The 12697-nt window shown below is 72.6% G+C and carries 14 protein-coding genes and 1 pseudogene; 5 read left to right on the top strand and 10 right to left on the bottom strand.

Annotated features, from left to right (window positions below; translation table 11 throughout):
- Positions 1 to 145 precede the first annotated feature (145 nt).
- Positions 146 to 1087, top strand: a pseudogene (locus tag QRT05_RS07485) (aldo/keto reductase).
- A 7-nt stretch (positions 1088 to 1094) separates the two neighbouring features.
- On the opposite strand, the gene QRT05_RS07480 reads toward QRT05_RS07485, so the two are convergent.
- The 3 genes from QRT05_RS07480 to QRT05_RS07470 form a co-directional block, all read right to left on the bottom strand.
- Positions 1095 to 1589: a hypothetical protein gene (locus tag QRT05_RS07480; RefSeq protein WP_289446449.1), complete on the bottom strand. Its 495-nt coding sequence runs from the start codon at positions 1587 to 1589 to the stop codon at positions 1095 to 1097.
- 96 nt (positions 1590 to 1685) lie between these two features.
- A complete protein-coding gene (locus QRT05_RS07475; RefSeq protein ID WP_289446448.1) occupies positions 1686 to 2159 on the bottom strand; it encodes a heme-degrading domain-containing protein in 474 nt (157 codons plus the stop codon).
- 4 nt (positions 2160 to 2163) lie between these two features.
- Positions 2164 to 4401, bottom strand: coding sequence for an LLM class flavin-dependent oxidoreductase (locus tag QRT05_RS07470; protein WP_289446447.1), 2238 nt, complete (start codon positions 4399 to 4401; stop codon positions 2164 to 2166).
- Positions 4402 to 4584: 183 nt separating this feature from the next.
- Here QRT05_RS07470 and QRT05_RS07465 point away from each other — a divergent pair, with 183 nt between their 5' ends.
- Complete coding sequence (locus QRT05_RS07465) at positions 4585 to 5043, top strand: iron chaperone (protein ID WP_289446446.1); 459 nt, start codon at positions 4585 to 4587, stop codon at positions 5041 to 5043.
- Here QRT05_RS07465 and QRT05_RS07460 read toward each other — a convergent pair.
- Positions 5040 to 5408 carry a cupin domain-containing protein gene (locus QRT05_RS07460; protein WP_289446445.1) on the bottom strand — a complete coding sequence of 123 codons (369 nt, stop codon included), beginning with the start codon at positions 5406 to 5408 and terminating at the stop codon, positions 5040 to 5042. The two genes, QRT05_RS07465 and QRT05_RS07460, sit on opposite strands and share 4 nt — an antisense overlap.
- Complete coding sequence (locus QRT05_RS07455) at positions 5405 to 6769, bottom strand: DNA polymerase IV (protein WP_289446444.1); 1365 nt, start codon at positions 6767 to 6769, stop codon at positions 5405 to 5407. The genes QRT05_RS07460 and QRT05_RS07455 overlap by 4 nt, the downstream gene beginning before the upstream one ends.
- 237 nt (positions 6770 to 7006) lie before the next feature.
- Here QRT05_RS07455 and QRT05_RS07450 point away from each other — a divergent pair, with 237 nt between their 5' ends.
- Positions 7007 to 7243 (top strand): hypothetical protein, encoded by a 237-nt coding sequence (locus tag QRT05_RS07450; protein ID WP_289446443.1) that lies wholly within the window; start codon positions 7007 to 7009, stop codon positions 7241 to 7243.
- A 381-nt stretch (positions 7244 to 7624) separates the two neighbouring features.
- Positions 7625 to 9217 carry an MFS transporter gene (locus QRT05_RS07445; RefSeq protein WP_289446441.1) on the top strand — a complete coding sequence of 531 codons (1593 nt, stop codon included), beginning with the start codon at positions 7625 to 7627 and terminating at the stop codon, positions 9215 to 9217.
- Between the two features lie 4 nt (positions 9218 to 9221).
- Here QRT05_RS07445 and QRT05_RS07440 read toward each other — a convergent pair whose 3' ends face one another.
- Genes QRT05_RS07440 through QRT05_RS07430 form a run of 3 tightly spaced genes read right to left on the bottom strand, consistent with a single transcriptional unit; the run spans position 9222 to position 10531 of the window.
- On the bottom strand, positions 9222 to 9707 hold the full coding sequence (locus QRT05_RS07440; protein ID WP_289446440.1) for a GNAT family N-acetyltransferase: 486 nt from the start codon (positions 9705 to 9707) through the stop codon (positions 9222 to 9224).
- Between the two features lie 33 nt (positions 9708 to 9740).
- Positions 9741 to 9875, bottom strand: coding sequence for a hypothetical protein (locus tag QRT05_RS07435; protein ID WP_289446439.1), 135 nt, complete (start codon positions 9873 to 9875; stop codon positions 9741 to 9743).
- A gap of 11 nt (positions 9876 to 9886) precedes the next feature.
- Positions 9887 to 10531, bottom strand: coding sequence for an MBL fold metallo-hydrolase (locus tag QRT05_RS07430; protein WP_289446438.1), 645 nt, complete (start codon positions 10529 to 10531; stop codon positions 9887 to 9889).
- A gap of 74 nt (positions 10532 to 10605) precedes the next feature.
- On the opposite strand from QRT05_RS07430, the gene QRT05_RS07425 reads away from it, so the two are divergent.
- Positions 10606 to 11388 carry a ParA family protein gene (locus tag QRT05_RS07425; RefSeq protein ID WP_407650316.1) on the top strand — a complete coding sequence of 261 codons (783 nt, stop codon included), beginning with the start codon at positions 10606 to 10608 and terminating at the stop codon, positions 11386 to 11388.
- Between the two features lie 66 nt (positions 11389 to 11454).
- On the opposite strand, the gene QRT05_RS07420 is transcribed toward QRT05_RS07425, so the two are convergent.
- Positions 11455 to 12039, bottom strand: coding sequence for a MerR family transcriptional regulator (locus tag QRT05_RS07420; RefSeq protein ID WP_289446436.1), 585 nt, complete (start codon positions 12037 to 12039; stop codon positions 11455 to 11457).
- A gap of 150 nt (positions 12040 to 12189) precedes the next feature.
- Complete coding sequence (locus QRT05_RS07415; protein ID WP_289446435.1) at positions 12190 to 12696, bottom strand: bifunctional nuclease family protein; 507 nt, start codon at positions 12694 to 12696, stop codon at positions 12190 to 12192.
- Between the last annotated feature and the right edge of the window lies 1 nt (position 12697).

The raw sequence follows: 12697 nt of genomic DNA, 5'->3' as shown, positions 1-12697 counted from the left end.
CCGGATCTCGGCCGTCGAGAGTGAGTTACTGCCACCGATGTCAACGGTGACCGCCGTCCTAGTGTTCCAGCCTGACGTGAAGGCTTCGTGAACGCACGTCGGGAGACCGGCGCAGGCTTAAGGTTCGAGGGTGATGCTCCCCACAATGACCTTCCGGCGCCTCGGCGACAGCGGCCTGACGGTATCGACCGCCGGTCTGGGGTGCAACACGTTCGGCCACACGCTGGCGCCCGACGGCGTCGCGGACGTCGTCGCGGCCGCGCTCGACTCGGGCGTGACGTTCTTCGACACCGCGGACGTGTACGGCTCCACCCCGGGCTAGAGCGAGGAGCTCCTGGGCGCGGCGCTCGGAGCGCGCCGCGACGACGTGCTCGTCGCCACCAAGTTCGGCGCGGACACGCAGGGGCTGAACGGGCCGGACTGGGGTGCGCGCGGCTCGCGCCGCTACGTGCGCCGTGCCGTCGAGGGCTCCTTGCGTCGCCTGGGCACCGACCACATCGACCTCTACCAGCTGCACGTGCCGGACCCGCTGACGCCCATCGAGGAGACGCTGGCCGCGCTCCACGAGCTGGTGGCCGAGGGCAAGGTCCGTTACCTCGGCTCGTCGAACTTCGCCGCGTGGCAGCTCACCGACGCGGACTGGACCGCCCGCGCCGGCGGCCTCACCCCGTTCGTCTCGGCCCAGAACCGGTACAACCTGCTCGACCGCGACGCCGAGCGTGAGCTGGTGCCCGCGGCGGAGAGCGCCGGCGTGGGGATCCTGCCGTACGTCCCGCTCGCGTCGGGCCTGCTCACCGGCAAGTACCGCCGTGGCGCGCCGGCGCCGGAGGGGACGCGCCTGACGGTGCTGCCGCAGCGGCTCGCGACGGCCGACTTCGACCGCATCGAGCGCCTCGCCGACCTGGCCACCGCGTGGGGCGTGGACCTGCCGACGCTCGCACTCGGGGCACTGGCCGCGCAACCGGCCGTCGGCTCCGTCATCGCCGGCGCACGCACGCCGGACCAGGTGCGCGCGAACGTCGCGGCCACGCTGTGGGAGCCCGACCTGGACCAGCTCGCCGAGCTCGACGAGGTCGCACCGGCCTGAGCGGGGCTCACCACTGCAGGACCCTGGCCCGATCGCGACCGATGACCGCGACCGCACGCAGGCGCACGCCGGCACGGTCGGCGGCGTGCCGCAGCGCGGCCGACCAGCTCAGCTCCACCTCGCCGCGGTCGCCCCCCGTCCGGCGGACCAGCCCGAAGACCAGCCCTCCGTCGTCCGCGTGGACGTGCTCGCGCAGCAGCTCGCCGAGCTGGGCGACCAGGATCGCCAGCATCTCGGTGTCGGGCCGCACCGGGATGTCGCTGACGGGAAGGACGATCGGCAGCGTCCGGTCGTCGTCGTCCACGAGCGCGCACCACAGCGCCATGCGCCCGGCGCGCTCGGGGCCGATCAGACGGAGCAGGAAGTCGAGGACGTCGTCAGGCCCGCGTAGTGGGCCACCCGGGGACACCGCCAGGTCGTCGTCGGGCCCGCTGTCCTCCCACGGTCCTCGCCACGATTCGCCGCCGGCCTGGGCGTCCGCCTCAGCATGTGCGCTCGTCATGCATGCAGCGTGCCCGTCGCGTGCGGCCCCCGGACCGCCGGCGGTCCCCACCGGGGGAGGACCGGGCGTGCCCGCGGTGCTGTGGACGCCTCGGCGTCAGCCGAGGAACGAGCGCAGGGCCTCGACGACGAGCGCGTGGTCGTCGGCCTGCGGCAGGCCGGACACCGTCACCGCACCGACGACTCCCACGCCGCGGACCCGCACGGGGAACGACCCACCGTGCGCCGCGAACTGCTGCAGCGGCAGCCCGTGCTGCTCGTTGAACGTGGTCCCGCGGGCCTTCGAGCGCAGACCCACCAGGTAGGACGGGGCCGCGAACCGCTCGACGACGCGCACCTTCCGCTCGATCCAGGAGTCGTTGTCGGCGACGGTGCCGGGCCGCGCCGCGTGGAACAGCTGCTGCGTCCCGCGCCGGATGTCGACGGTGATCGGCAGATCTCGGGCGATCGCGAGCTCGACCAGCACGCAACCCAGCTGCCAGGCGTCGTCGTTGGTGAACGTCGTGAACTCGAGCTCGCGCTCCTCCGCCTCGATGCGGGCGATGGCCTGGGTGACGTCGTCGGTGCTCATCCGGTCATCGTGGCACGTCCAGGGGCAGGTCGTGCCCGAAGACACCTTCCGGGTCGTACACCGCGGCGACGGCCCGGAGCCGATCCAGGGTGGCCGGCGGGTAGGCGCGCGCGAGCCGGTCGTCACCGAGGTCGAAGCTGCGGTAGACGCCCGTGATCTCGTCCGACAGGAGTCTCCAGCGGCGGTCGAGCGCGGCGCGGGCGCGTTCGCCGGTGATGGCCGAGAGGGAGAAGTTCTGCGTCCGGTGGGCGTACGCCGTGGCGTCGGCGGGCGTCCGGTTCACGGCGCCGCCCACGGCACGCACCTGCACCATCTGCGCCTCCCCGGCCGCGACGAGGTCCGCCAGCACCCGTGCGACCGCGGGCGTCACGTGGACGACGAGACCACCACGCACGGTGGCGGGCGCGCCGCCCTCGTGCCGGGAGTGGTGGGCCTGCAGGACGCCGGAGTACGGCAGCACGCTCGCGCGCTGCTGCAGGACCGGCCCGATCGCCAGGAACGGCTCGAGCGCCGCGATCGCGGCGTCCGTGTCATCGCCCGCCCAGACCGTCATGGCATGAGCGATCGCCGGCTGGTCGCGGCTGGCCGGGACCAGCGTGAGGAAGCTGGTCAGCTCGAGCGGCGAGCCCTCGACCTGGGCCGCCCACCCGACCAGCAGGTCGGCGGTGTCGGTCGCGTCGTAGACGACGGTTGCGAGCACGACGTCGCCCACGGGTGCAGCCTCGATCTCGACCGCGGTCACGATCCCGACGGCAGCACCCGCTCCGCGGACCGCCCAGAGCAGGTCGGTGTGCTGCTCGGCGTCGGCCCGGACGATCGATCCGTCCGCGAGCACCACGTCGGCCGCGACCACGTGGTCCAGCGTGAGCCCGTAGGAGCGTCCGAGCAGCCCTTGGCCGCCCGCGACCACGAGTCCGCCGACACCGACGTCGCCGTAGTCGCCCGAGCTGATCGCCATGCCCAGCGGGGAGAGCGTCGCGGCGACGTCGCCCCAGTGCGCACCGGCTCCCAGGCGGACCAGCCTGCGGTCGGCGTCGAGGACCTCCACCGCGTCGAGCGCGCCCAGGTCGATGACGATGCCGCCGTCGTTCGTCGCCCGGCCCGCGATGCCGTGCCCGCCCGACCGGACCGCGAACGGCACGTGCTGCGTGCGTGCGAACCGCACGGCCTCGGCGACGTCCGCCGCGTCCCGGGCCTGGACGACCAGGCCGGGGGAGCCGGCCCAGACGTAGGTGGAGCGCACGGCGCCGTACCCGCGATCACCGGGTTCGACGACGACGTCCGCCAGGGACGCGGGCACCGCCTCGTAGTCGATGCCCGCCGCACGCTTGGCCAGCGCTGCAGCGGACCTGACGGAGCCGGCCGCCGTCCCGGCGGCACGACGCTCCACGGCGACCGCCTCGCGCAGCGCCGGCGCGAGCTCCTCGCCGAACAGTGCGATCGCCCGCTCGTCGTCCCCGGCGAGGATGAAGGTCGACACGCCGTCCTCGAGGGCCAACGGCAGGAGCTCGTCGACCCAAGCGTCGATGCTGGACGCCGTGATCCCGCCAAGGTTGAGCAGGCGCCGGATCTCGCGCGGGTCACGGCCGGCCTCGCGCGCGGCTTCGTCGATGCGCGCGTTGCCCTCGGCGAGCTGTCCCGGCTGCAGGTAGCTCAGGCTCGGCAGCCAGCCGTCGGCCTTGCGCCCGACGAGGCCGAGCATGCGCGGCTTGTACGCGCCGAGCCAGATGGGGATGTCGTGCGCCGGCGACGGCCCCCGCTTCGCCCCGTCGACCGCGTGGAACTGGCCTCCGGCGCGCAGCACGCCCCGGGTGTCGGTGTCCCAGAGGCCGCGGATGACGTCGATCGCCTCGTCGAGTGCCGTGACGGCCTGGCCGGGCGTCATGCGTGGCGCGCCCATGGCGACGATCGCGTCCCAGAACGCGCCCGAGCCCAGGCCCAGGGCGACGCGCCCGCCCGAGAGCAGGTCAAGGCTCGCGGCGGCCTTGGCGAGCACGGCCGGCGGCCGGAGCGGCACGTTTAGGACGTTGCCCGCGACCTGGATGCGTGTCGTCGACGCGGCGACCCAGGAGAGCAGCGTCCAGGTGTCCAAGAACGCCGGCTGGTAGGGGTGGTCCTGGAACGTGACCAGGTCGAGCCCGTGCCGCTCGCTCGCGCGGGCGAGGCCGACGACGGCCTGGGGGTCGGCGGCCTGCGGCGTCACGAAGGTGCCGAACGTCAGTGCGTGGCCGTAGTCGGGCACCTGGTCCTCCGTCGATCGATCCTGCCTGCGTCAACACCCTGGTGGCGGCAGGCGTTCCTTGCCAGACGGGGTCGTGCACCGCCCGCGATGCCTGGCTCAGAGCGATGCATCGAGCAGGAATCGAGAAGCCACGTCTGACCTGCATCGATACGCTCGCAGCATCGACCAGGACGGGAGCCCGACATGCCCAGCATCAAGCCCACTGCCGCGAAGAGCGAGCCTTCGGTCGCCTTCACCGACGAGGAGCGTGCCGCGATGAAGGAGCGCGCGAAGGAGGTCAAGGCGGCGGCCCGGCGGGGAGCCGGCAAGGCCGACGGCGAGAGCGAGGTGCTCGCCAAGATCGCCGAGCTCGGGGACGAGGACCGGGCGCTGGCCGAGCGCATCCACGCGCTCGTCAGGGCCGCGGCGCCCGCCCTCCAACCCAAGACCTGGTACGGCATGCCCGCCTACGCCAAGGACGGCAAGGTGCTCTGCTTCTTCCAGAGCGCGGCCAAGTTCAAGACCCGGTACGCGACGCTCGGGTTCAACGACGTCGCCCAGCTCGACGACGGGACGATGTGGCCGACGGCATTCGCGCTCACCACGTTGACGTCCGCCGACGAGGAGCGGATCAGCGCACTGGTGGCGCGGGCCGCCGGCTAGTCGGGAAGCTCGCGCAGCTCGGCTGTGCGGTCCCCGCCGACGTCACCGGTGTTCACGGTCCCCTTCGGCTCGAACAGCAGCGCCGCGACCTCCTCGTCGGCCCTGGGGCAGTGCTCGACGCCCCGGGGCACCACGAACAAGTCCTGCGGGCCCAGGACGACGTCCCCGTCCCGGAGCTGGATGGTCAGCGAGCCCGACAGGACCAGGAAGAGCTCGTCCGTGTCCGGGTGGCTGTGCCAGACGAACTCGCCGAGCAGCGTGACCACCTTGACGTCGTAGTCGTTCACGCTGGCCAGCCGGTGGGGCTGCCAGTGCCCGGGCAGGGAGGCCAGGGCGGTGCCGATGTTGCGCGCGGCTGCGGTCATCTCCCGAGCGTAGGGGGCAGCGGTGGCACGAGGACGAGCGGATCGGTGTCGAGGTCGATCACCTGCGAACGAGCCGGGGGAGTGGTCACGGTCTCGAACCGCACCGTGGCGTGGCTGCCGCGCAGGTGGACCAGCCAGCCGCGCCCGAGCGTGGGGTGCTCGATGTCCACGCCCGCCCGCGCGGTTGCCTCGGTGAGCAGTCGGGGTCCGCGAGCGGGCTCCGGAGTCGCGTCCGGCTCGTCGACGGAGGGCGGGGGAGCGGCGTCCTCGTCGGCCCAGGCCAGGGTCAGCTGCGCGTGCGCAGACAGGTTGTGGAACGAGACGCCCAGGAGTCGCACCGAGTCGCTGATCCCCGCGGCGCGGGCCGCGAGGTGGGCTGCCGCGCGCAGCTCTGCCCGCTCCGCTGACGGCTGAGGGAGCGTGACGGAGCGCGTCAACGTGGTGAAGTCGGCGAACCGCACCTTCGCGACGACCGTCCGGGCCCCACCGCCGTGCGCGACCAGGCGTCGCAGCGCCTCGTCGGTGACCTGGTCGATGGCGGCCGCGATGCGCTCGGCGCCGTAGATGTCCTCGGCGAACGTGCGTTCGGCACCGACGGACTTCCGCTCGCCGCCCGGTCCCACGGCGCGCAGGTCGATGCCGCGCGCGAGGCGGAACAGGTTGGTCCCGGCGGACACGCCGAGGGTCATCGTCAGGACGTCGAGGTCCTGCCGGCGCAGGTCCGCGACCGTCCGGACGTCGAGTCGCTCCAGCGCGCCGGCCGTGGCGGGGCCGATGCCCGGGATCGCCCGCACGGGGAGCGGCAGGAGGAACGCGTCCTCGTCGGACGGTTCGACGACGAGCAGGCCGTCGGGCTTGCCGGCATCCGAGGCGAGCTTGGCTACGAGCTTCGTGCGACCGATGCCGACGGACACCGCGAGCCCGGTCAGCTCGCGGATGCGCGCCCGCGCGCCCGCAGCCGCGCCGCCGGGGTCGTCACCGAAGGAACCCGCCTCCAGGTCGACGAACGCCTCGTCGATGCTCAGCGGCTCCACGAGCCCCGAGAGCGTCCCGAGCGTCTCCATGATCACCCGCGAGTACGCCGAGTACGCCTCGAACCTCGGGTACAGGACCGCCGCGCCCGGACTGAGCCGCCGAGCGCGGCTCATCGGCATGGCCGAGCGGGCCCCGGCTCGCCGAGCCTCGTAGGACGCCGTGGCGACCACGCCGCGCGGGCCGAGACCGCCCACGAGCACCGGCTTGCCGCGCAGCGACGGCTTGTCGCGCTGCTCGACCGCCGCGAAGAAGGAGTCGGCGTCCGCGTGCAGGATCGTCGCCCGGCTGCGCAACCGCGAGGCGTCAGTCAGCTCCGCGGGATCCACACGCCATACTCTGCCGTGCGCACCGCTCGGCGACGGTGGTGTCCGCAGCTTCTCTCATCGAAGGAGGCGACTATGCGTGCGTGGTACGCGGTCCCGGTCGGGTTGCTCGTCCTTGCCGGCTGCAGCTCGGGCGGGTCTTCGTCGACTCAGACGACCGGCATGGGCTCGGACGGAGCCTGCGCAGCCCCGGTCGTCTCGCTCAGCCGGTCCCACGCGAGGGCCGGCGAGACTCTCGAGGTGACGATCGAGAACGTCGGCGAGTGCCACGACCGGGGCGAGACGTCGTCGCCGGGCGCTGCGGGCGTCCTCACCTGGCAGCAGGCTGGCTCTGCCGTCCGGCAGCTCACGTCCGTCCCGTACGACCAGGGCGAGGTCGTCACGCTCCCGCTCACAGTGCCCAGTGGGGCAACTCCCGGTCCGGCGCGCGTGATCTACGACGGCACGACCGCAGCACTCCTGACTGTCTCGCCCTGAGCGCGCGGGATGTCCGGTGGAGAGCTGACGAGCGATGCCGGCTGGATCGCAGCACCGAGCGTCATCAGCGAACGCCGATAATGCACATTATGACATTTAGCCACAGCGGACCGCCCCCGATCCCGCCCATGGTTCACCCCGACTGCCCCAGGCCGGTCACCAGGTTGACGGCGACAGTCCCCGCCGTGCCGGTCTGAGCATCCCGCCTCGTTCTGCGAGTGTGAGCCACAACCCGACGGAGTTGTGCGCACCCACACAACCCGGGCGCGATCGGCGGGGGTCCGCCGGCGGCCCGGATGGATGTCCGAAATGCCCGCCCACGATAGGCTCCGGTCCGGCGACCGGCATGCGTGCCGGCCACGGGCGCGAGCGGAGGGCGACATGAGCAGCGACGCAGAGGAGACACGGCCGGACGCCGGCAGCCGACGCCTGATGGTCCTTCTCGCCATGGCGATGTTCGTGCTGGTCGTAGACACCTCGCTGATGAACGTGTCGATCTCCGCGGTCGTCAGGGACCTCGACACCACCGCGAGCGGCGTGCAGTCCGCCATCGCGCTCGAGGCCCTGGTCTCCGCAGCCTTCATCCTCATCAACAGCAAGGTCGGCGACCTGATCGGCCGCAAGCGCGCGTACGTGCTCGGGCTGTCGGCGTACGCGATCGGCGCCCTGGCCATGACGCTCGCCCAGAGCCTCACGGCGATCGTCATCTTCTGGGCCATCGTCGGCGGCCTCGGGGCGTCGCTGCTGCTGCCCGCCATGCAGTCGCTCATCCACGGCAACTTCGCCGGGTCCGCGCAGAAGAAGGCGTACGCGCTGGTCGGCGCCGCGGCCGCGATCGCCGCTGCGATCGGCCCCCTGCTCGGCGGCTTCGTCACCACCTACCTGTCCTGGCGCGTCGGCTTCGGCCTCGAGGTCGTCATCATCCTGGTGGTGCTGAGCCAGATCCACCTGGTGCGCGACGTCGCGTACACCGGCACGCGCAAGATCGACGCCGTGGGCGCCGTCCTGTCGGTCATCGGCATGGGTGGTGTGGTGCTCGGCATCCTGGTGTGGCAGGAGGGCGGCGCGTACGTCAGGCTCCTCATGCTCGTCGGCGTCGTGGCGCTGGTGCTCCTGGCTCGCTGGCTCGTCGGGCGCAAGCGCGCCGGCAAGCTCACCCTGCTGGACCCGGACCTGTTCCGGCACCCCAACTTCACCGCGGGGATATCGGGACAGGCGCTCCAGCAGATCACGCTGGGCGGCGCCATGATCGCCCTGCCCCTGTTCCTGCAGATGAGCCTGGAGTACAACGCGCTCGAGGCCGGTCTCTCGCTCGCGCCGCTGTCGCTGACCATGTTCGCCGCGGCGCTCGTGGCAGGGAAGCGTGCGGGCGACCGGCGGCCGGCGTCGATCATCCGGGCGGGATTCCTGCTGGCGAGCATCGGGATCGCGGTCATCGTCCCGTTCGTGCCACGCGTCGACAGCGGGTGGTACCTGGTGCTGCCCCTCGCGGTCACGGGCTGCGGCCTCGGCCTGCTGGTCTCCCAGCTCAACAACTACACGCTCGCCCCCGTCGAGGAGGAGCGGGTGAGCGAGGCAGCCGGCGTGAACTCGGCCGCCGGGTCCTTCGGGCTGTCGTTCGGGCTGGCGATGGCGGGCGGGCTCATGCTCGCCGCGCTGTCCTTCGGCTTCACCCAGATGACCCAGAACAGCTCCGTGATCCCCGCGGCGGAACAGCAGCAGATCGCGGCGGCGCTCGAGCGCGATGCAGAGATCATGAGCGACACGCAGCTCGCGGAGCAGATCACGGGTCAGCCGCCCGAGGTCGAGGCCGAGATCGTGGCCATCAACAGCGATGCGCGGAACCGCTCGCTGCAGGTCGCACTGCTCGTGCCGTTGCTCGCGGCGCTCGCCGGGCTGGCGAACTCGTTCCGGATGCTGCGCCTCCCGGACGTGAAGCCGTCGTCCTCGCTCGAGGGCATGGACTTCGGCTGACGCGTCAGCGCAGCGTCAGGACGTAGCGCTCCTCGGTCCGCTCAGGCTCGCGCTGCAGCTCGTGCCGCTCCCCCGTGCGCGTGAACCCGGCGCGGACGTACAGGTCGCCCGCGGCGTGGTTGTCGTCGACCACCCAGAGCGAGACCGTGCGGGCGTCGTCGGCGGCGGCGGCGTCGCGGACGGTGTCCAGCAGGCGCCACGCGATTCCCTGCCGCCGGACCTCGGGCGCCACCCAGAGCGCGACCACATGCCGGTCGTCGGCCGGCGAGCCCGGCTCGAGGAGCATCGAGACGATGCCTCGGCCGACGCCCGCGCCATCGATCGCGAGCCACGTCGTCACCGTGCGCACGCGCATGCGCCAGTGCGACTCCTTGAACATCTCCTCGCGGGTCAGGGACGACCCGAACGCGCCCGGATCCTCGCGCAGGGCACGCAGCCGCACGTCGCGGACCAGCGCCCAGTCGTCCTCGCCCACGCGTCTGATCTGCACCAGGACAGGATGCCATCCCGGGGCGTGCGCGGGTCAGGAGGGCTCGCCGTGTCCCTCCGGGTCGGGCACGGAACGAGCCACGTCGGCGATCTCCTCCTCGGGCCGGGGCGGGACGGTCTCGTCGAACTCCAGCTCGGGGACCTCGTGGGGGTGATCGTGCTCGCTCATGGGTGCTCTCCTCACAGCTCGATGGACTCGCCGGGGGCGAGCCGCACAGGTTGTCCGGCCCCGCCGAGGCGCGCCACCAGCATCGAGTACAGCTGCTGGCCCGGCTCGGACAGGTGGGCGTCGTGGATCACGACGACCTGGCGCGGGGCGACGGCGCGCACGAAGTCGATGGCCTCCGCGCTGCTGAGCCAGGGCCCGGCCAGCGGGAGCATGAGCACGTCGACGGCGTCCGGCTCGACCGCGACCACAGAGTCACCGGGATGCAGCACGCGCTCGACGAGGTAGCCGACGTTGGGGACCAGGGGGACGTCGGGGTGGATGCGGGCGTGCCACTCCCCCACCACGTCGACCTCGAACCCGCCCGCCGTGATGTGGTCCCCGCCGGCCACCTCGTGCAGGGCATCGGCGGGTGCGCCGGCCTCGGCCAGGAGGGCGAGAGCCGGGCCCGGCCCCCAGACCTGCGCTCCACGCCGGATCGCGGCCGCGACGCCGTCGACCTCGAGGTGGTCGCCGTGCTCGTGCGTCACGAGGATCGCCGTCACGCCGTCGAGCGCCGCGTCCAGGTCGGTGAACATCCCGGGGTCGATGACCAGCCGGTCCTCGCCGCGCTCCAGGCGGATGCAGGCGTGCGACCAGCGGCTCAGTGTCGTCGTCATGGCGCCAGTCTGCCGCGCGACCCCTCGACTCGCCTGTCGTCGGCGTGACGCGGCCGGGTGGACGAAACGGTACGGTGACGCTCGTGCTCGTGCTCGGGATCTGCAGCCTCAAGGGTGGCGTAGGCAAGACGTCGGTGACGCTGGGGCTCGCCTCGGCCGCACTCGAACGCGGCCTCCGCACGCTCGTGATCGACCTCGACCCCCAGGGCGACAGCACCATGGCTCTCGGTGCCCGCCCGGACGGCGGCGACGTCGCGGACGTCCTCAGCGACGCGAACGAGTACACGATCGCGGCGGCCACCGCGCTGAGCACCTGGGCCGACGAGGGCCTCGACGTGCTGGCCGGCTCCGAGCGCTCCGCGACGCACGACCGGCTCCAGTCCACGGACGTCGACCGCCTGCGTTTCGCGCTGCCGTGGATCCGCGGCTACGACCTGGTCCTGGTGGACTGCCCGCCGTCGCTCGGCAGCCTCACCCGCACCGGCCTGACGGCGTGCGACCGCGCGATCGTCGTGACCGAGCCCGGGCTGTTCTCCGTCATGGCCGTCGGTCGGGCCATGCGCACCATCGACGAGCTGCGGCGCGAGGCCGCCCCGGGCCTGCAGCCGCTCGGGATCGTGGTCAACCGCGTGCGCACGAGGTCCATCGAGCAGGCGTTCCGCCTGGAGGAGCTCGAGAACCTGTACGGCCCGCTGATCCTGCGCCCCTTCGTCCCCGAGCGCGCCGCGCTGCAGCAGGCGCAGGGCGCGGCCCAGCCCGTGCACGCTTGGCCCGGGGCGGCCGCTGTCGAGCTCGCGAAGACGTTCGACGGCCTGCTCGACCGCGCGCTGCGGGCCCCCCGGCGCGAGGTGCGCTGACACCCGCGGCCCCGCCGCACGACCAAGGCCCCGACCATCCGGTCGGGGCCTTCGCGATGTCGCGGGTCAGCCGGCCGAGCGGGCCTGCCGACGCAGCGCGAGCTCGTCGTGCGCCGTCGCGACGGGAGCCTCGTCGTCCTCGGCACGCTCGGTGGGCAGCTCGGCGAGCGAACCCTCCACCTCGCGCCAGACGCGTCCGACCGCGATGCCGAACACGCCCTGACCGCCCTGGACCAGGTCGATGACCTCGTCGGCCGACGTGCACTCGTAGACCGAGGCTCCGTCCGACATCAGGGTGATCTGCGCCAGGTCGTCCACGCCGCGCTCGCGCAGGTGGCTCACGGCGGTGCGGATCTGCTGCAGCGACACACCCGTGTCGAGCAGACGCTTGACCACCTTGAGGACCAAGATGTCCCTGAAGCTGTACAGCCGCTGCGTGCCCGAGCCGGTGGCCGGTCGGATCGACGCCTCGACCAGGCCGGTGCGGGCCCAGTAGTCGAGCTGGCGGTAGGTGATGCCGGCAGCCCGGCAGGCCGTGGGCCCGCGGTAGCCGCTGGACGTGTCCAGGTCGGGAAGGTCGTCGTCGAACAGGAGGCCCTGTGCCCGCTGCGGGACGCCGGTGGTGGTCTCGGCGTTCTCGATGCTGCTCACGGATCCTCCAGTCGTCGCGCGCGCCCTGGGTGGTTGCGCGCGGCCAGTCCCCTGACCTTCCGCAACGCTAGGCCCGCCGGGGTGCTTCCGCAATGAGGCTCGCGGGCGTGTCGCGCCCGCGTGTCTCACCTTCAACCTGAAGGCGAAGGTTTACGGCTCGTCCGGTTCGGCGCCGGTCTCGAAGTCCTCCGGCGTGACCCGGTCGAGGAAGGTCCGGAAGCGCTCCAGGTCGGCCTCCGAGGTCACGGTGTGCACCTCGATCCCGGCGACGGCCACGACCTCCGCCGAGCACAGCACCGGCACACCGAAGCGCAGCGCCATCGCGATGGCGTCGGAGGCGCGCGAGTCGACGCGGCGCGCCCGGCGCAGCACGAGGTCGGCGTAGAAGATGCCGTCGTCGAGCCGTGTGATCTCGACGTGGTCCAGCCTGTCCCCGGTGGCGACGATGACGTCACGCAGCAGGTCGTGCGTCATCGGGCGCGGCGGGACGATGCCCGCCTGCGCCGAGGCGATGGCAGAGGCCTCGGTCGGGCCGATGACGATGGGCACCAGCAGCTCGGAGTCCGCGTCGAGCAGCAGCACGACGATCTCGTCGGCGCTCAGGTGCTGCCTCACGCCGACGACCTCGACGGCGACAAGGTCCGGATCCTCCCCCATC

The sequence above is a fragment of the Cellulomonas edaphi genome, assembly GCF_030362815.1.
In the GTDB taxonomy this organism is placed as follows: Bacteria; Actinomycetota; Actinomycetes; order Actinomycetales; family Cellulomonadaceae; genus Cellulomonas; species Cellulomonas edaphi.
The sequence above is the reverse complement of the archived record's forward strand: the minus strand, read 5'-3'. Positions and strand labels throughout refer to the sequence as shown.